Raw genomic sequence first — 19,405 nt, forward strand, 5'->3', positions numbered from 1 at the left:
AATTTTTTCGTCGGAAGAAACCGTGACCAAATGTAAATTCTGGCCTGAATTTTGCCTGTTGTTTTTAAAGGATATGCATAAAAAAGACCGGGCAGGGTGCCCGGTTTTGAGAGTTTTTTCAGACTATTCAGCCAGTATCCAGGCACATTCGTAAGGACGAAGGCGGCCGGAAAGCGGGGCTGCGGCGTAATTACTCAGCAGCGTCTTACCCGTAAATTCCGGCAGGCTGAGCGTCTGTTCCTGCGCGCTCAGATTGGCAACAACGCGCAGCGTCTGGCCGTTCGCCGTGCGTGAATAGCACCATAACTGCGGATGTTCCGCCAGCAAGTCCTGATAATCGCCGTCGGTCAGCACCGGCATGGTTTTGCGTAGCTTGATCAGTTGCTGGTAGAGATAAAACACAGAATCTCTGTCCGCCAGCGCCTGTTCCGTATTGATCTCTTCTGCATTGTGGCTGACTGAAATCCACGGCGTGCCGGAAGTAAACCCTGCCTGCGGCCCGGCGTTCCATTGCATCGGGGTGCGGCTGTTATCACGGGATTTGCGCGCTAAGATGCGCAACAGTTCCTCGTTGCTGCGCCCGTCACTTTTCAGCTCGGCGAACATATTCAGGCTTTCCACATCGCGGTACTGCTCGAGATGTTTAAAACCCGGATTGGTCATGCCGATTTCTTCGCCCTGATAAATATACGGCGTGCCCTGCAACCCGTGCAGCACCATTGCCAGCATCTTGGCGGAGGTGGTGCGCAGTGCGCCTTCATCACCGAAACGCGACACAATGCGCGGCTGATCGTGATTACACCAGAACAGCGCGTTCCATGCGTGGCCATGCATTCCCTGCTGCCATTCGCGGAAAATCTGCTTGAGCTGAACGTAATCCGGCGGCGCGTCTGTCCATTTTTCACCGTTCGGGTAATCGACTTTCAGGTGATGGAAATTAAACGTCATCGACAGTTCGCTGCCGTCGTTGGCGGCGTAGCGGCGGCAGTGTTCCAGTTGAGTGGAAGACATTTCACCGACCGTCATCAGTCCCAATGGCTTGAATACGTCGCGGCTGAATTCCTGCAAAAATTCGTGAATACGCGGGCCGTCGGTGTAAAAACGGCGGCCATCGCCGGTCTCATCAGCGGGGAAATCTTGCTGTTTCGAGACCAGATTGATGACGTCCAGTCTCAGCCCGTCGACGCCTTTATCTGCCCAGAACTGACAGACCTGTTTCAGTGCCTCGCGCACCGGCGGGTATTCCCAGTTGAGATCCGCCTGTTCAGTGGCGAACAGATGCAGATAATATTGCCCGCTCTCTTCGTGCCACTGCCACGCGCCGCCGCCGAATTTTGAGCGCCAGTTATTCGGCGGACCCCCTTCGGTTGCACCATCCCGCCAGATATAAAACGGGCGGAACGCACTGCCCGGATCCTGTGACTGGCGAAACCATTCATGGTGAGTGGAGGTGTGATTGAACACCATATCCATGACGATGCGTATTCCGCGCTGGTGCGCTTCGGCGGTCAGGCGCTCGAAGTCTTCCAGCGTGCCGTAAGCCGGGTCGATCGCGCAGTAATCGGCGACGTCGTAGCCGTTATCAATTTGCGGCGACAGGTACATCGGCGTCAGCCACAGGGCATCGACGCCCAGCGTTTTCAGATAATCCAACCGCTGCGTGATGCCGTTGATATCGCCGGTGCCGCTGCCGGTGGTGTCCTGAAAACTCTTCGGGTAAATCTGGTAAATCACGCCGTTTTTCCACCACGGTAATGCGTTGTTCATTCCATTTTCCTTTTTGGATGTCTTACACCACTGCCAGTTCACCGCGACGCGCTTTGCGCTTGTAAACCAACACGGTCAGTACAATCGGCACGACAATGGCCACCAGCATTGCCACCGCATAAATACTCCAGAACTGCGGTTTGATGGACAAAATGCCCGGCAGACCGCCGACGCCGATGCCGTTAGCGATCACGCCGCTCAGCCCGCAAATCAGTCCGGCGATCGCCGAGCCGATCATTGCGCACAGCATCGGGAAGCGGTATTTCAGGTTGATCCCGTACATCGCCGGTTCAGTCACGCCGAGGAACGCGGAAATGGCCGCAGGCACGGAAATCTCGCGTTCATTGTGTTTTCTGCTGACGATAATCACGCCAACCACGGCAGCGGCCTGCGCAATGTTGGAAAGGGCAATCAGCGGCCAGACCGGCGTACCGCCAGTGCTTTGTACCATCTGCATGTCGATGGCCAGCGTGGTCTGATGAACACCGGTGATAACCAGCGGCGCGTAGAGGAAACCAAACAGCGCGGCACCGACCGGCGCGAGGCTGCCGGTCATCACGAATTTCACCGCGAACGCCACACCGTCGCCGATCATGCGGCCAAATGGCCCGATCAGCGTATGCGCGAGGAAGACGGCAATCAGCAGTGACGTCACCGGCACAATCACCAGATACAGGTAATTCGGCACGATGCGTTTGATGCCATTTTCGATCATTGCCAGCGCCATACCCGCCAGCACGGAAGGAATCACCTGCGCCTGATAACCGACTTTTTCGATGGTGAACCAGCCGAAATTCCACACTTCAGGAATTTGCTGGCCGAGGTTGTAGGAGTTCATCAGCTGCGGGGAGACCAGCGTAATGCCGAGGACGATACCGAGGATTTCAGTGCCGCCCATTTTGCGCACCGTAGACCAGCACACCGCCACCGGTAGGAACATGAAGATCGCTTCGCCGAGCAGCCACAGGAAGTCGTAAATGGACTGCCACATCGGATGCATCTGCGCCAGTGTCTGACCGCCGCTCATCGGGATATCGCCGATAACGTTGCGGAAGCCGAGGATCAAACCGCCGCTGATAAGCGCCGGCAACAGCGGGAAGAAGATTTCAGCGAAGTGCGAAATCCCGCGCTCGAACCAGCTCATGTTCTGGCGCGCGGCGACTTTGGCCTGCTCTTTACCGGCTTCGCTTTTGCCGGTGCTGGCGATCAGCACTTTATAGTAATCGTCCACTTCCGGGCCAATGACCACCTGAAACTGACCGGCATTGGTGAAGCACCCTTTGACCATCGGCAACGTTTCCAGCCCTTTCGGATCGGCTTTCGATGGATCATTGAGGACAAAACGAAGACGCGTAATGCAGTGAGTCACCATCGCGATATTGTCGCTGCCGCCGACGAGGGCGATCAGGCGATCAATATCCTGTTGCTTTACTTTGCTCATGAAAAAACCTTCTTGTTTTTAAATGCCGGTGTAGGGAACGGCTAAAGCATAGCGAAGGCGATGGGAACTTGTCTGGGAACGTTCCCGGTTTTGCCGGGACGATCACAAAGTTTCTGTTTTTCAATACTCAGGGAAGGGGGTCAGACCGCCAGTTTTCCAGGAATAGTCAGCTGTTTTAAGGTCGCTGAGCCGTCGAGTTGCGCCAGTAATTGTTTTGCCGCCGCCTCGCCGCCCGCGCCGTAGCCGAGCTCGACGGAACAAGATTCGGGAAAAAGGAAATGCAGAAGCGGGTTGTTGCCGATGCCGCACACCTGCACGCCGGTGATCTGCTGTTGTTGCAGATATTTTTGTGCGCCGATGGCGATGGTATCAGAGGCGCAGATCACCGCTTCAATGCGGGTTTCCAGCAACTGCGGCAGCAAGTCGAAACCGCTCTGATAGGTCAGCTCACCGAGCACCAGATGCGGCGTCAGGCCGTGTTCGTCGCAGAATGCCTGATAGGCCTGGCTGCGCTTCTGGCCGGTGGTGGTGTCATGGGGTGACACGCCGATAAAGCCGATGGAGCGGATATTTTGTGCCAGCAGCTTTTGCATCAGCAACTGCACCGCGCCCGCATCGTCGTAGCATACCGAAGATAAGCCCGGCATCTCACGCGCCAGCATCACCAGTTTATCTTTCCACGGCGTCAGCATCTGCGCGGATAAACCGGTAAAACCAAACAGCACCACGCCGTCGATATTACGCTGCTTCAGTACCTGCAAATGCTCTTTCACCCGCTCGGCGCTGAACTGGCTTTCCAGTACGATCGGGTCATAACCTTGCTGATAAAAAAGTGGCAGCATGGCGCGTACCGCCTGATTTTCTGAGGGAGAATCAAGGCGCGAGACGATGATCGCCACGATTTTATCGCTGAACCCGCGCATCGCCCGCGCTGATTTCGACGGGCTGAAATGCTCCTGCTCAATCACCTGCAACACCCGCTCACGGGTCTGCGGGCTGACGTTGCCTTCGTTATTTAACACGCGGGAAACCGTGGATTTCCCCACGCCGCTCAGGCGGGCAATATCATTGATGGTCAGGCGATTTTGCATGGTTTGTATAATTATTTTGTATGGTTAAGTTGATCAGGTTTAAAAATGGTTGCAGTTCACAGGCGTATACTCCGCTCAAATATCGAAGTTGCGCAATAGCGAACCGATACCCTAACGGATTTTCCTGCCCGATGCGTATGAATTTCCAAACCGTTCCTTACCGGAGGTGAAAACCCATGGAACCCGACCCCAATTCAGTAGGTCCGTTGTGATCCGGTAAGCACCCGCATTTTTGCTACTGCTTACCGTGACGTTAAAAGTTATCAGGTAAGCGGTGGCGCACGTCTTTCGTTCGCTCCGTTTTTGTAAACCCTTTTGCCATGTCCGGGCAGCTTTGCCGTGGACGCAACAAAGGTGCGAATCATGTTCAAAAATTTCACTTCCCGGCTGCTCAGCGCGCTCAGCCGTAATTTACCGCGCCGCTTAGTCCGCCGCGATCCGATGCTCGAAAACGTGTCAGTCCGCGCCGCACAGGCCGTGCCTGCTGCGATGGCCGCGCATTGTCAGGCCTGCGCCCGCGCCACCGAAGACCAACTGTACCTGCAATTTGGCAGTCATCCCGAAGGGTTGACCGGACCGGAGGCAGACGCCATTCGTGAAGTTTCCGGCCTGAATCAGACCGGCGATCAACAGCCAGCGCCGTGGTGGCTGCATCTGTGGCACTGCTACCGCAATCCGTTCAACCTGCTGCTGACCGTGCTCGGTCTGGTGTCTTATGCCACCGACGATCTGACAGCGGCGCTGGTGATTGGCGCGATGGTGTTTATTTCCACCTTCATGCACTTCATCCAGGAAGCACGCTCCAACAAAGCCGCCGATGCGCTGAAAGCGATGGTCAGCAACACCGCCACCGTACTGCGCAGCGACGCGCAAACCGGGCGCAGCGAAACGGTGGAAATCGCCATCAGCCAGCTGGTGCCGGGCGACCTGATCAAACTCTCGGCGGGGGATATGATCCCGGCGGATCTGCGCATTCTTTCCGCCAAGGATCTGTTTATCAGCCAGGCGGCGCTGACCGGCGAATCCCTGCCGGTGGAAAAACACGCCTGCGAAAAGAAACCCATCGCTAACGACCCGCTGGAACTCAACACGCTGTGCTTTATGGGCACCAACGTGGTCAGCGGTACGGCGATCGCGATGGTGATCGCCACCGGCAGCAAAACCTGGTTCGGCCAGCTCGCCGAGCGCGTAGTGCAGGAAGATACCCAGCCGAACGCATTTCAGGCCGGGATCAGCAAAGTCAGCTGGCTGCTGATCCGCTTTATGATGGTGATGACGCCGGTGGTGCTGGTCATCAACGGCTACACCAAAGGCGACTGGTGGGAGGCGGCGCTGTTTGCGCTCTCCGTGGCGGTCGGGCTGACGCCGGAAATGCTGCCGATGATTGTCACCTCCACGCTGGCGAAAGGCGCGGTGAAACTGTCCCGTCAGAAAGTGATCGTCAAGCGTCTGGACGCGATTCAGAACTTTGGCGCGATGGATATTCTCTGCACCGATAAAACCGGTACGCTGACGCAGGACAAAATTGTGCTGGAACGCCACACCGACGTACTCGGCGTGACCAGTGACGACGTGCTGCATCTGGCGTGGCTGAACAGCCATTATCAGACCGGCCTGAAAAACCTGCTCGATGTGGCGGTGCTGGATGCGGGGGATATCGCGACCGCGCATAACTCGCTGAAAGTGGATGAGATCCCGTTCGATTTCGACCGCCGCCGCATGTCCGTGGTGGTCGCCGAGAACGATCAGAACCATCGGCTGATCTGCAAAGGCGCGCTGGAAGAGATGCTGTCGATTTGTACGCTGGTGCAGCTTAACGGCGAGATTGTGCCGCTGACCGATGCGCTGCTGACGCGGATCCGCCGCATCACTGACGATCTCAATCAGCAGGGGCTGCGCGTGGTGGCCGTCGCGCACAAAGTGATGCCTGCGCGCACGGTGGGTTATGGCGTACCCGATGAATCCAGTTTGATTCTGGCCGGATATATCGCGTTCCTCGATCCGCCAAAAGAGAGCACCGCTCCGGCGCTGGCAGCGTTACAGCGTAAAGGCGTGACCGTCAAAATTCTGACCGGCGATAACCCGCTGGTCGCGCGTAAAGTCTGCAAAGACGTCGGCCTCAAAGTCGATACGGTGCTGATCGGCAGTGATATCGATGAACTGGATGACGTGCAGCTGCTGCGCGTCGCCCGTGAAACCACGGTATTCGCCAAACTGACCCCGATGCACAAAGAACGCATTGTGCGGGTGCTGCGCGGTGAAGGGCACGTGGTCGGATTCATGGGTGACGGTATCAACGATGCGCCTGCACTGCGGGCGGCGGATATCGGGATCTCGGTAGATTCAGCGGTGGACATCGCTAAAGAAGCGGCGGACATTATTCTGCTGGAAAAAAGCCTGATGGTGCTGGAGCAGGGTGTGACGGAAGGGCGCAGAACCTTCGCTAATATGCTGAAATATATAAAAATGACCGCCAGCTCCAACTTTGGTAACGTGTTCAGCGTGCTGGTCGCCAGCGCCTTCCTGCCATTCCTGCCGATGTTGCCGCTGCATCTGTTAATTCAGAACCTGATTTACGATGTGTCTCAGGTAGCGATCCCGTTTGATAACGTCGACGAAGAGCAGCTGGCGAAACCGCAGCGCTGGAACGCCGGTGATATTGGTCGCTTTATGGTGTTCTTCGGGCCGATAAGCTCCGTGTTCGACATTCTGACCTTCAGCCTGATGTGGTGGGTGTTTAAAGCCAATACTGTTGAAGCGCAGACATTGTTTCAGTCCGGCTGGTTTATCGAAGGGCTGCTGTCGCAGACGCTGATCGTCCACATGATCCGCACCCGCAAAGTGCCGTTCATCCAGAGCCGCGCTTCATGGCCGCTGTGCATCATGACGCTGATGGTGGTGGTCACCGGCATCGCGCTGATTTACTCGCCGGTCGCCGGATTCCTGCAATTGCAGGCGCTGCCGCTGAGCTACTTCCCGTGGTTGATCGCGATTCTGGCGGGCTACATGGTGCTGACCCAGTGCGTTAAAGGCTGGTTCGTGCGCCGCTACGGCTGGCAGTAATTTTTTTGCATTAAGCATGAATGATAAAGGCGGTGATTGTTAAGTCAGTCACCGCCTTTTTTCACCAGAGACTATGGTTATTCCTTTGTATTTCATTCATCTGAGATGCTGGTTTATCAACGGAATTTCACCGATATTATTGCCTTTCCGCCGTATCCTTCTTGCTTCGTCGCTTTTTCTCACCGCTTCCGCTCTGGCCACACCGATCAGCAAACTGGTGCATCATGGATGCGCTGAAGATTCAGGTTATGCTGGCTTCTGACAGGCCGCCGCCGTGAACAGTACGTCGGTAGAGGAGTTCAGCGCCGTTTCTGCCGAATCCTGTAAAATCCCGATAATAAAGCCGACGGCGACCACCTGCATGGCGATGTCATTCGGAATACCAAACAGGCTGCACGCCATCGGGATCAGCAACAGCGAACCGCCCGCCACGCCGGATGCGCCACAGGCACACACCGCCGCCATCACGCTCAACAGCAGCGCGGTCAGAATATCCACTTCAATACCGAGTGTGGTCACCGCTGCCAGCGTCAGCACGGTGATAGTGATCGCCGCACCGGCCATGTTGATGGTTGCACCCAGCGGAATCGACACGGAATAGGTATCTTCATCCAGCCCCAGCTTGCGGCACAAATTCATGTTCACAGGAATGTTGGCTGCTGAACTGCGGGTGAAGAATGCCGTGACGCCGCTTTCACGCAGGCAGGCAAACACCAGCGGATAAGGGTTACGACGCGTTTTCACCAGTACGATCAGCGGATTAAACACCAGCGCAACCAGCAGCATACAGCCAATCAGCACCACCAGCAGATGGGCATAATCGTACAGAGCACCAAATCCGCTGGTGGCCAGTGTTTCAGCCACCAGACCGAAAATCCCTAATGGCGCAAAGCGGATCACCACACGAACGATTTTAGTGACCGCCAGTGACACATCGGTGACCAGCGTTTTGGTCGTGTCTGCCGCATGACGCAGCGCCAGTCCCAGACCAATCGCCCAGGCCAGAATGCCGATGTAATTGGCGTCGATCAGTGCCCGGAACGGGTTAGAGACAATGCTCATGATCAACCCTTTAAGCACCTCGGCAATGCCGCCCGGCGGGGTGATTTCGACATTCGCTACTTTCAGATCCAACGTAGACGGGAACATAAAGCTGACCACTACGGCTATCAGCGCCGCAGAGAACGTGCCGAACAGATACAGGAACAGGATCGGTCCGAGTTGGGTTTTTTTGCCTTTGGGGTGATTAGTAATGGAGGCGGTCACCAGTACCAGCACCAGCAGCGGTGCAAAGGCTTTCAATGCACCAACGAACAGGCTGCCGAGCAGACCCGCGGTTTTTGCTGCTTCGGGAGCCAACGCGGCGAGTGCAATACCGGCGATCAGACCGACGAGGATTTGCATGACCAGACTGCTGTCGATAAATCGTTTCAGAAATGACGGAGAGGATTGTGTATGCATACTATTTTTCCTTTTTATGAGTATTCACCGTTCTTGTCCTGAACGATGAAGCAGGAGACTAGCAGAATTTAGTCTAAAAAATAACGGACGCCATGAGGCGTCCGTTGCAAAGAATCATTCTGCGAGCGATGCCCGCTTATTTTTGAGATTTTGCGTGGTCTGTCCGGTAGTTCACCCACGTATTGATCAGCAAAGTAATAACCAGAATCGAGGCGATCACCCCGAGCGATACGGCCACCGGAATGTGGAACACGTCGAGCAACAGCATCTTGATACCGATGAAAATAAGTATCACCGCCAGACCGTATTTCAGCATCGAGAAACGTTCCGCCACGCCAGCCAGCAGGAAGTACATCGCTCGCAGGCCGAGGATCGCAAACAGGTTAGACGTCAGCACGATGAACGGATCGGTGGTCACGGCAAAGATTGCCGGGATGCTGTCGACGGCGAAAATGACGTCACTCAGTTCGACCATGATAAGCACCAGCAGCAACGGCGTTGCGAACAGAATACCGTTGCGGCGCACGAAGAATTTCTCTCCATGCAATTCATCGGTCATCCGCATTTTACTGCGCAGCCAGCGGATCATCGGTTTCTCACCGACTTCGCCGTCGTCTTCTTTGGTCAGCGCCATCTTGATGCCGGTAAACAGCAGGAACGCGCCGAATACGTACAGGATCCAGCTGAACTGACCCACCAGCCAGCTGCCGGCGAAAATCATACCGGTACGCAGAACGATCGCACCCAGTACGCCGTAGATCAGTACGCGACGTTGCAGATTTGCCGGGATAGAGAAATAACTGAACAGGATCAGCCAGACGAAGACGTTATCCACCGCCAGCGCTTTTTCCAGCAGATAACCGGTCAGGAACATCGTCGCCTGCGCATCCGCCACTTCACGACCCATTTCGCCGTTGAGATACCACCAGAAACCAAAGTTAAACAGCAGCGACAGGCCAATCCACACCAGGGACCAGATGGCTGCGCTTTTCATGGTCATGACCTGCGCACCTTTGCGCCCCTGCAACAGCAGGTCGAAGGCGAGCATAATCACCACCACCACAGCAAACGCGCCCCACAACATCGGGTTGCCCACTGAATTCATCATTACGTTATCCTCCGAAAAAACATCAAAAAAAACGGCCAGCGTCGGAAGACGTTAGCCGCTCTCTCTGAGCTATAAGCAAACCTCGCCTTCCGGCAAGGTCTCACTTACAACTCTGAAGCATTCATTAGATGAATCAGTGTTGCCCCGGTAACCGGGTGGCTGAGACGGCGTTTTAACGCTTGTCCAGGCACCGTAATGACGATTATCCGACGAAGAAGTTACTCCCCTTTGCAGTTTGAAAATTAATTCAAAGTGTTACTGGTGTCAACATTTTGACATATCTTTGCACATTAACCCGCCAGCGCCTGACGCTTACCCAGCGCCCCGACGAAGGCCAGCAGCAATCCCTGACTGAGCGGCGTTTCGCTAAGTTGATGAGCCTGATGGGCAAAGTCCACGCTGTCATCTTCGGCGATCGAGCCTAGCCACGACAGATAAGTTTTCATCACCGCCAGACTGAATTCAGGATGGAACTGTGTGCTGATGGCGTTCGGGCCGTAGCGCAGGATCTGATGTGGATCGTGCAGCGTTTTCGCCAGTACCGTCGCGGTCGCCGGAGGCGTCACCACGGTTTGCAGATGGATAAGATTCGCGGCGAACTGCGCTGGCAGTTGCGATACCAGCGGATCGAGATGTCCGGCGGGCGTCAGCGTGATGTCGTGAGTGCCGACTTCAATGCCCTGCGGATGGTAATCCACTTCGCCGCCCAGCGCGTAGGCCATCAGCTGATGCCCGTAGCACGCGCCAAACATCGGCAATTCCTGCAACATGCCCAGACGTACCCAGTCTGCGGCTTCCTCGCTCCACGCGAGGTGTTCGGTCACCATGCTGCGTGAACCGGTAATAATGGCTCCGCAATACTGATCCGGCGGCAGCGGGCGCTCACCGGCCTGTAAATCGACAATCACCACCTGCTGCGGATCGATATCGCCCTGACGGATAAACATCTGCGGGAAATTATCGTGCGCACGACGGATGGGCTCTGGTGCGTGACCGGTCTGCAAAATCAACAACGGCTTCAGGCTGGGTGCAGTCATCTGTGACTCCCGAACTGGCGATAAAAGTTAAGGCTGATGGTCAGCAGGGAACACCACGCCGGTCTGACGGCGGATTTCTGTCAGCACTTTGGCGGTGATGCGCGACACTTCCAGCCCCGGATGCGCGACAAACTGGTTATCCACCAGAATCGCAAAAGTTTCCGCTTCATACAGCATGGTATTGATGTGCTGCGGTTGCGTCAGATCCAGCTTCTGGCTGCCGCGTGGCGTCAGGCTTAGCGTCTGGCATTCAGAGAGTTTTTCCATCTGCAAGGTGCCTTCTTCGCCCTGAATTTCGCTTGGCAGATGGGAATCGCTGATTTTGGAGTGGTTGATAACGACTTCGAAGTCGTCGGCATAGGTCAGGATCACCGTGCCCTGACCGTCCACACCGCTTTCCAGCAGAGTCGCCGTGGCAGTGACCGACTCAGGTTCGCCAAACAGCGCGATGGTACTGGCCAGACAGTAATAGCCGATATCCATGATTGACCCGTTTGAAAACACCGGATTAAAGGTATTCGGGTTTTCACCGGCCAGATAACGCGGATAACGCGACGAATACTGGCAGTAGTTGAAAATGGCTTTGCGCAGTTTACCAATACGGTTTAATGCGCCCTTCATGTGCAGGAAGTTCGGCAGATAAGCCGTTTTAAACGCTTCGAACAGTACGACGTTATTCTCTTTCGCACAGGCGATGAGGCTTTCAGCTTCGGCCAGATTGGACGCCAGCGGCTTTTCGCAAATCACGTGCTTTTTATGGCTGAGGAACAAAAGCGATTGCGGACAATGTAAAGAGTTCGGGCTGGCGATATAGACGGCGTCGATCAAATCTGAGGCAGCCATTGCTTCAAGTGAATCAAAGTAATGCTCGACCGGATAATCCTCGCCCAGCTTTTTGGCACCTTCCAGCGTACGTGAATAAATCGCCGTCAGCTTCATCTTGCCGCTCTCGTGCGCAGCATCAATAAAGCGTTGGGTGATCCAGTTGGTGCCGACAACAGCAAAGCGAATCATAAATACCTCATTATTATTGTTAAGTTATTGATACAACTTACCGAATATTTCCAGATGCGTCAGGTACATGCGCGTATCGAATTCTAACTGATGATAGTCGGGCGTCATATGACAGCACAGGCTGTAGAATGCTTTGTTGTGATCTTTCTCTTTCAGATGCGCCAGTTCGTGCACCACGATCATCTTCAGAAAGGGTTCCGGCGCGCTTTTAAAGACAGTCGCGACGCGGATTTCCGCCTTGGCTTTCAGCTTACCGCCCTGAATGCGCGATATAGCGGTATGCAGCCCCAGCGCGTGCTTCATCACGTGGATTTTGTTGTCGTAGGCCACTTTACTTAACGGCGATGAACTGCGCAGAAACTGGTTTTTCAGGTCCAGCGTATACTGATAGAGCGATTTGTCGGTGGTCAGCTCGTGCGGTTGCGGATATCGCGTCAGCAATACTTTACCCAAACGTTCCTGGTCGATTAACTGACGCACCTGAGCCTGAAGATGCTCGGGATAGCCTTGCAGATAGGTCAATTCAGGCATAACTGGTTGCTTTGTCTCTTATTGACGGGAAAAAGGTGCCGCAGCGGAAAGCGTGGATTTTGGCGCGATCGCAGGGATCCGGCAGATAAACCCCTTTTTAACTGAAAAAACATTTTACTGATAGCCCAATTTAGGGGATAAACAGCGCAAATTGAATATTGAGGAGGGCCAATGAGCCAATTCGAAACCGAAGTAGGTGGTCAGTTGCTGCAACTGAGTCTGGAACGTTATCCGCAGGACGAAGCGGCAACGCAGTTGCAGGCCTGGGAAGCGGCCGATGAATATCTGCTGCAAACCCTGAACACCGCTGAGCTCAATGGCCGTCCGCTGCTGATTTTCAACGATGCGTTTGGTGCGCTGGCCTGTGCGTTACAGGAATTTAATCCAACCAGCATTAATGACTCTTTCATGAGCCAGCTGGCGACCCGCCATAACCTGCGTCTGAACGGGTTTGATGAAGACGCGGTGGCCGCGCAAAGCAGCCTGGTACCGTTGCCGATCAATCCTGGTCTGGTCATCATCAAAGTACCAAAAACGCTGGCGCTGCTCGAACAGCAACTGCTGGCCCTGCGCGAAGTCGTCACGCCGGACACGCAGATTATCGCCGGTGCGAAAGCCCGAGATATCCATACCTCGACGCTGCAACTTTTCGAAAAAATCCTAGGCCCGACCAAAACCAGTCTGGCATGGAAAAAAGCGCGTCTAATCCATTGTGAAGCCACGTTACCTGCACAGGCCGCCGAGCCGGTGATCGCCGAATGGGCGCTGGATGACAGTGAGTTCCGCATTTCCAATCACGCGAACGTGTTCTCACGCGGCGGTCTGGATATCGGCGCGCGTTTCTTCATGCAACATCTGCCGGAAGGCATCGAAGGGCGCATGGTGGATTTAGGCTGCGGTAACGGTGTGATCGGCATGACCGCGCTGGCACTGAACCCGGACGCCGAAATGCTGTTTGTGGATGAATCCTACATGGCAGTGGAATCGAGCCGCATCAACGTTGAAAACAATTTGCCGCAGGATGTCAGCCGCTGTCATTTCGAAGTGAACAATATGCTGGCCGGTGTCGAGCGCGAAACGCTGGACGCGGTGCTGTGTAACCCGCCGTTCCATCAGGGCACCGTGGTCAGTGATGACACTGCATGGCGTATGTTCTGTGATGCCAAACGTTGCCTGCAAACCGGCGGCGAACTGCGTATCGTCGGTAACCGCCATCTGGATTACTACCAGAAACTGCGCCGTTTGTTCGGTAACTGCACCACTATCGCCACCAATCAGAAGTTCGTGATTTTGCGCGCGGTGAAGACGGCGTCACAGCATTGATTTGAATGATGTCTTCAGCAAAAAAGCCGCTCACGCGGCTTTTTTTTCATCTGTACTTTCTCAGATTGCCAGCGCCAGCCGGGTGCCTTGTTCTATGGCGCGGCGGGCATCGAGTTCGAGCGCAACGTCCGCGCCGCCAATCAGGTGCACGGTTTTTCCGGCTTCCTGCAGAGGCTGATACAAGGCGCGCTGTGGTTCCTGTCCGGCGCAGATAATGATGTTATCCACCACCAGACATACCGGTTCACCGTTCATAATCAGATGCAATCCTGCGTCGTCGATGCGTTCGTAGCTGACGCCATTTTGCATTTTCACGCCGCGCTGCAACAGACTGGCGCGGTGGATCCAACCGGTAGTTTTACCGAGTCCTGCGCCGACTTTAGTGGTTTTGCGTTGCAGCAAAACGATATCCCGCGCTGCCGGTTCCGGCTGCGGGCCTTGTGGCGCAAGGCCGCCGCGCTGGGTGAGCGTCTGATCGATCCCCCATTCATGACTGAACGCGCGGCTGCTAAGGCTCGACGATGTGCCGTTGTGGATCAGGTATTCGGCGGTATCAAACCCAATTCCGCCTGCACCGATAATCGCCACGCGGTTGCCGACCGGTTTTTTATCGCGCAGCACGTCGAGATAGGTCAGCACGCTCGGGTGACTGATACCCGGAATGTCCGGCAAACGCGGCGAGATGCCGCAGGCGAGGATCACCTCGTCATAGCCGGTCAACTGGCTGGCGCTAACTGTTTCGCCAAGGCGCACCGTCACACCGAGTAACGCCAGCTGGCGCGAGTAGTAGCGCAGGGTCTGATAAAACTCCTCTTTGCCAGGAATTTGTTTAGCAATATTAAACTGCCCACCAATTTCATGGTGGGCCTCAAACAGCGTGACCTGATGTCCGCGGCTGGCGGCCGTCGTTGCGAAAGCCAGACCCGCAGGGCCGGAGCCGACCACGGCGAGGCGTTTAGGCGCTGGCGCGGGGGTCACTGGCATCTGCGTTTCATGGCAGGCGCGTGGGTTTACCAGACAGGACGTCACTTCGCCGACGAAAATCTGATCCAGACACGCCTGATTGCAGCCGATGCAGGTATTAATTTCATCCGCCCGGCCCTGCGCCGCTTTCTCGACAAACGCCGGATCGGCGAGGAACGGGCGCGCCATCGAAACCATATCGGCACAGCCTTCGGCGAGAATTTTCTCCGCGACGTCCGGATCGTTGATGCGGTTGGTGGTGATGAGTGGAATGCCGACTTTGCCCATCAGCCTTTGGGTTACCCAGCTGAATGCCGCGCGGGGCACCCTAGTAGCGATGGTGGGAATACGCGCTTCGTGCCAGCCGATACCGGTATTAATAATGCTCGCCCCTGCCTGCTCGATGCGTTGCGCCAGTATTTCGACCTCCTGCCAGTCCGACCCTTCCTCCACCAGATCCAGCATCGACAGGCGGTAAATGATGATAAATTCCAGTCCGCACGTTTCGCGCACGCGGCGCACCGCTTCGGTCGCGAAGCGCATGCGATTTTCCACGCTGCCGCCCCAGCGGTCGGTGCGCTGGTTGGTTCTGGCGGCCAGAAACTGATTAATCAGATAGCCTTCCGAACCCATGATTTCCACGCCGTCGTAGCCAGACTCTTTGGCAAGCAGAGCACAGCGGGCGAAATCTTCCAGCGTTGTTTCGATCTGTTCTTCGCTCAGCGCATGAGGCGTGAAGCGGTTAATCGGTGCCTGAAGGGCAGAGGGCGCGACCGGATGAGGCTGGTAGCTGTAGCGACCGGCATGCAGAATTTGCAGTGCGATTTTGCCTCCGGCGGCATGTACGGCACGGGTCACCACGCGGTGATGTGTGATGTGTTCCTGTTCTGCCAGAATCGAACCGCCCTGATACACAACGCCCTGCGCATTGGGTGAAATGCCGCCGGTGACGATTAGCCCGACGCCCGCCGCCGCGCGCTCGGCATAAAACGCTGCCAGCCGCTCCGGCCCGTCCTCCAGCTCTTCAAGTCCGGTGTGCATGGATCCCATCAGCACGCGGTTTTTCAGCTGCGTAAAACCTAAATCCAGCGGCGCCAGCAGGTGCGGATAAAACGGCGAATCGCGTTCAGTCATGGAATTCTCTTAAGTGGTCGGAGGAGATGAATTCAATTTAGCGGGTGGCGGAAGAATTGGAAAGCGGGCACGCAATGATTGTGAGCTGTATCACTTTGGCTAAAACGGGGAAAATTATTAACGCTTCAAAATATTATTAATCAGGCTTATTTAATTAAAATATTAATTAGTGAGGAGGCGAATGATTGCGAATTAGCAGACAAATTCATTCTTTCACTGTTTTTACACAAGATTGATGAGATGCAGGTTGTTTATTTTTAACATTTTTTTCCTAAGTCATGCGGATTAAGAATATTCTTATAAAAACACCTGGAATCGATTCAGTTCGGGTTAGAGCTGGACTAGGCTGGAGCTGCTTCACCCTAAAATTCAATTCTAACCTGGATATATACTATGAATCTTATTGACCATACAGCCTGCCGTCCGTTTACCGAAGCCGGGCACTTGTCGCAAATTGCTGCCTATTATGAAGAAGGCCGTAATGTCATGTGGATGATGCTCAGGTCTTATCCACGTCCTTGTTTTAATCAGGAGCTTATCGAAGACATCATGACGCTGACCTACGCTGCGAAAGCGTCCGGGCTGCGTTTCGATTTTTGGGTGACCGGTTCGCTGGTGCCCAATATGTACAACGTGGGAGGTGATCTCAGTTTCTTTGTGGATTCTATCGTTAATAACAAGCGCGAAGCGTTGCGTGCCTACGCCAGAGCCTGTGTGGACTGCGTACACGCCGCCGCGCGGGGATTTGATGTCGGTGCCATCAGTTTGTCGATGATCGAAGGAACCGCGCTGGGCGGCGGGTTTGAAGCGGCACTGGCGCACCATTACGTGCTGGCGCAAAACACGGCCCGTATGGGATTTCCTGAAATCGCGTTTAACCTGTTCCCTGGCATGGGCGGTTATTCACTGGTCTCACGAAAAGCCGGTATGCGGCTGGCGGAGGAGCTGATTACCACCGGTGAATCGCATACGGCGGAATGGTTTGAAAGCCGCGGGTTAGTGGATGTTCTGTTCCAGCCTGGTGAGGCATTCAATGCCACGCGTACCTTTATGGATACGCTGCGGCCAAAGCTCAACGGGATCCGGGCGATGATCCGGGCACGTCAGCGCGTATTGCAGCTGTCGCGTTCGGAGCTGATGGATATCACTGAAGACTGGGTGGATGCCGCTTTTACTCTGGAGGAGAAGGATCTGAGTTATATGGAGCGGCTGGTCATGCTGCAAAACCGGCATACGGCGTCCTTGCGTAAAACCGGCTAGCAGCAGACAGAAAAAGCCCGTCACTGGCGCTATTTCTGTTTTGCTTTATGTTTAAACACATTGGGTGAAGCAACGTTTTTATCATCAAGCCAGTGCTCCAGCTCAATCGCGGGCATTGGCTTGGCGTAAAGAAAGCCCTGTTTACTGTCCACGCCGATTTCATCGATAAGCTTCTCTTCTTCCACCGTTTCCACGCCTTCCGCCACGACCGTCAGTTGCAACGTTTTAGCCACCGCCACAATCGCCCGGACCAGCGCCTGCGAAACCGGATCGTTATTGATCCCACGAACAAAACTCTGATCAAGCTTGATGCAGTCCAGCGGTATACGCGCCAGCTGTGACAGCGAAGAATACCCAGTGCCGAAATCATCCAGATGCACCTGCGCGCCCAGTTTATGAAGCTGATTGATCATCGCCACGGCGGCACTTTCATCTTCCACCAGACAGCTTTCGGTCAACTCAAAATCCAGCAGGCAGCCCTTCATGCCGGAGGTCTTCATCGCTTCGGCGAGCGTGGTGATAAAGGAGCCGTTATTAAGCTGACGGCCGGAAAGATTCACCGCCACCCGCAGATTGAGGCCTTTTTTCTGCCATTCCGTTGCCTGACGTGTCGCGGTTTCGATCACCCATTTGCCCAGCGGCGTAATCAGCCCGGATTCTTCGGCGTAAGGGATAAAGCTTTGCGGCTGAATCAGTCCGCGTTCCGGCGACTGCCAGCGCAGCAGAGCTTCAACGCTGTTGACCGCCCCGTAAAGCGAGACTTTCGGCTGGTAATACAGCACCAGCTGATCTTTCTCGGCCAGCGCCTTTCGCAAATGTGTGTCCAGCCACATATATTCGGCGGCTTTCTGATTCATTTCCGGCGAGAAAACGCAGTATGAGTTTTTGCCTTTTTCCTTGGCCACGTACATTGCGGTATCGGCGTTTTGCAGCAGAGTATCACCGTCGATGCCGTGTTCCGGGCAGATAGCAATCCCACCGGAACAGCCGGTATACACTTCGATAAGTCCGATACGAAACGGCATGCTCAGACGTTGTAAAACCCGCTGGCTCAGTGCTTCCAGCGTTTTGATTTCAGCCTGGGTGCTGAGAATAATAAATTCATCGCCGCCGAGTCGGGCAAGCTTATCGTTGGTTGACAGGCAATCCTGAATGGCATCGGATACCGCGCGCAGCAGGTGGTCACCAAACATGTGCCCGTAAGCATCGTTCACTTTTTTGAAATTATCGAGATCAAGATAAATCAGCCCGACTTTATTCTCACCCCGGTCTTTTAGCGCGGTGGCCAGGGATTCCTGCAACGCATTACGGTTGGCAAAGCCGGTAACCAGATCGGTGTTGGCGAGAACGCGTAACCGTTCCTGCGCTTTGCGTTCGTCGGTGATATCAGACCCCGAGCAGATCAGATATTTTTGCTGTTTTCCGCTGCCGCTGTGGACGAATTTATTACGGAACAGGAACAGACGCTGGCCTTTAACGGTGTTGATCCAGCGTTCGACCTCATAAGATTGCTGATGCTGAAAGAAGCTGGTGATGTTCTGGCGTGAGGCCAGGCCTTCTTCCATCGACATGAATAAATCGTAGGCGCTGCGTCCAATTACATCGACTTCGCGCAGGCCGGTATACTCTTCGCTCAGCCGGTTGAAACGGTGGATTTTGCCTTCCTGATCGATAATCACAATCACCGAATTTGCCTCAGAAACCACCTGTTCGGCAAATGTCAGCCCGACTTCTAAATCATGTGCGACGGATTCAGTGTCCTGATACGCCGATGCGGTGCCCGCCCAGACCTGACTGTCAATTTTGCGGCCCACCAGATACAGGCGAACGGAGGATCCGAACAGAGTAATGTCCAGCGTGAAACTTGAGGTGATCCCGGTCAGTTGTCGGATCTTTCCTGCCTGCCATTGTGTCAGGGAGATGGCGACGTTGACGATGCCTTTCTCAGCAGATAACTCCAGTGCATTGCTGTCTGAACCCAGTCGCCAGTATGGGCGGGGCGTACCGAAATGCAGGTACAGGATGGAGGCATCTTGTGAGTCGACCATGAATGTTTCTCCGCAAAGAACGCAAAACGCCGGCTTTGTGCGAACCTGGCGACAGTCAGCACAGACGGAGCTTACTCTGTTCGGCCCACTCGCAACGCTCCGCATCCGGCGGATAAAGGCAAAAGGGCATAACACATTGAAATTAAGGTTAGCAACTGTCCGTT

13 protein-coding genes are annotated in these 19,405 nt (G+C 54.9%); 3 read left to right on the plus strand and 10 right to left on the minus strand.

The window, feature by feature from the left end; all coding sequences use genetic code 11:
- Positions 1-123: 123 nt before the first annotated feature.
- The 3 genes from treC to treR form a co-directional block, all read right to left on the minus strand.
- Positions 124-1,767 carry an alpha,alpha-phosphotrehalase gene (gene treC, locus ACMHLI_RS15935; protein WP_413530297.1) on the minus strand — a complete coding sequence of 548 codons (1,644 nt, stop codon included), beginning with the start codon at positions 1,765-1,767 and terminating at the stop codon, positions 124-126.
- Between the two features lie 22 nt (positions 1,768-1,789).
- On the minus strand, positions 1,790-3,208 hold the full coding sequence (gene treB / locus ACMHLI_RS15940) for a PTS trehalose transporter subunit IIBC (RefSeq protein ID WP_413530298.1): 1,419 nt from the start codon (positions 3,206-3,208) through the stop codon (positions 1,790-1,792).
- Positions 3,209-3,348: 140 nt separating this feature from the next.
- Entirely contained in the window at positions 3,349-4,299 is a 951-nt protein-coding gene (gene treR, locus ACMHLI_RS15945; RefSeq protein ID WP_413530299.1) for a trehalose operon repressor TreR, read from the minus strand.
- Positions 4,300-4,659: 360 nt separating this feature from the next.
- Here treR and mgtA point away from each other — a divergent pair, with 360 nt between their 5' ends.
- Positions 4,660-7,362 (plus strand): magnesium-translocating P-type ATPase, encoded by a 2,703-nt coding sequence (mgtA, locus tag ACMHLI_RS15950; RefSeq protein WP_413530323.1) that lies wholly within the window; start codon positions 4,660-4,662, stop codon positions 7,360-7,362.
- Positions 7,363-7,608: 246 nt separating this feature from the next.
- Here the strand turns inward: mgtA and sstT are convergent, their stop codons facing one another.
- The 5 genes from sstT to ACMHLI_RS15975 all read right to left on the minus strand — a co-directional run bounded on the left by sstT (position 7,609) and on the right by ACMHLI_RS15975 (position 12,513).
- Complete coding sequence (gene sstT, locus ACMHLI_RS15955) at positions 7,609-8,823, minus strand: serine/threonine transporter SstT (RefSeq protein ID WP_413530300.1); 1,215 nt, start codon at positions 8,821-8,823, stop codon at positions 7,609-7,611.
- 136 nt (positions 8,824-8,959) lie between these two features.
- Positions 8,960-9,931: a TerC family protein gene (locus tag ACMHLI_RS15960; RefSeq protein WP_413530301.1), complete on the minus strand. Its 972-nt coding sequence runs from the start codon at positions 9,929-9,931 to the stop codon at positions 8,960-8,962.
- Positions 9,932-10,221: 290 nt separating this feature from the next.
- The gene (locus tag ACMHLI_RS15965; protein ID WP_413530302.1) at positions 10,222-10,968 is read right to left on the minus strand and encodes a glutamine amidotransferase; all 747 of its coding nucleotides are present in this window, start codon (positions 10,966-10,968) and stop codon (positions 10,222-10,224) included.
- A gap of 27 nt (positions 10,969-10,995) precedes the next feature.
- Positions 10,996-11,982: a Gfo/Idh/MocA family protein gene (locus ACMHLI_RS15970; protein ID WP_413530303.1), complete on the minus strand. Its 987-nt coding sequence runs from the start codon at positions 11,980-11,982 to the stop codon at positions 10,996-10,998.
- Between the two features lie 24 nt (positions 11,983-12,006).
- Positions 12,007-12,513: a M48 family metallopeptidase gene (locus ACMHLI_RS15975; RefSeq protein ID WP_413530304.1), complete on the minus strand. Its 507-nt coding sequence runs from the start codon at positions 12,511-12,513 to the stop codon at positions 12,007-12,009.
- Positions 12,514-12,684: 171 nt separating this feature from the next.
- On the opposite strand from ACMHLI_RS15975, the gene rlmG reads away from it, so the two are divergent.
- Positions 12,685-13,836 (plus strand): 23S rRNA (guanine(1835)-N(2))-methyltransferase RlmG, encoded by a 1,152-nt coding sequence (rlmG, locus tag ACMHLI_RS15980; RefSeq protein ID WP_413530305.1) that lies wholly within the window; start codon positions 12,685-12,687, stop codon positions 13,834-13,836.
- 60 nt (positions 13,837-13,896) lie between these two features.
- Here the strand turns inward: rlmG and ACMHLI_RS15985 are convergent, their stop codons facing one another.
- Positions 13,897-15,933 carry an FAD-dependent oxidoreductase gene (locus ACMHLI_RS15985; protein ID WP_413530306.1) on the minus strand — a complete coding sequence of 679 codons (2,037 nt, stop codon included), beginning with the start codon at positions 15,931-15,933 and terminating at the stop codon, positions 13,897-13,899.
- A 393-nt stretch (positions 15,934-16,326) separates the two neighbouring features.
- Between ACMHLI_RS15985 and ACMHLI_RS15990 the strand changes: the two genes are divergently transcribed.
- Positions 16,327-17,193 carry a crotonase/enoyl-CoA hydratase family protein gene (locus tag ACMHLI_RS15990; RefSeq protein ID WP_413530307.1) on the plus strand — a complete coding sequence of 289 codons (867 nt, stop codon included), beginning with the start codon at positions 16,327-16,329 and terminating at the stop codon, positions 17,191-17,193.
- Between the two features lie 29 nt (positions 17,194-17,222).
- On the opposite strand, the gene pdeR is transcribed toward ACMHLI_RS15990, so the two are convergent.
- The gene (pdeR, locus tag ACMHLI_RS15995; protein ID WP_413530308.1) at positions 17,223-19,241 is read right to left on the minus strand and encodes a cyclic di-GMP phosphodiesterase; all 2,019 of its coding nucleotides are present in this window, start codon (positions 19,239-19,241) and stop codon (positions 17,223-17,225) included.
- Positions 19,242-19,405: the final 164 nt, after the last annotated feature.

The organism is Rahnella inusitata (assembly GCF_965118895.1).
GTDB lineage: Bacteria > Pseudomonadota > Gammaproteobacteria > Enterobacterales > Enterobacteriaceae > Rahnella > Rahnella inusitata_A.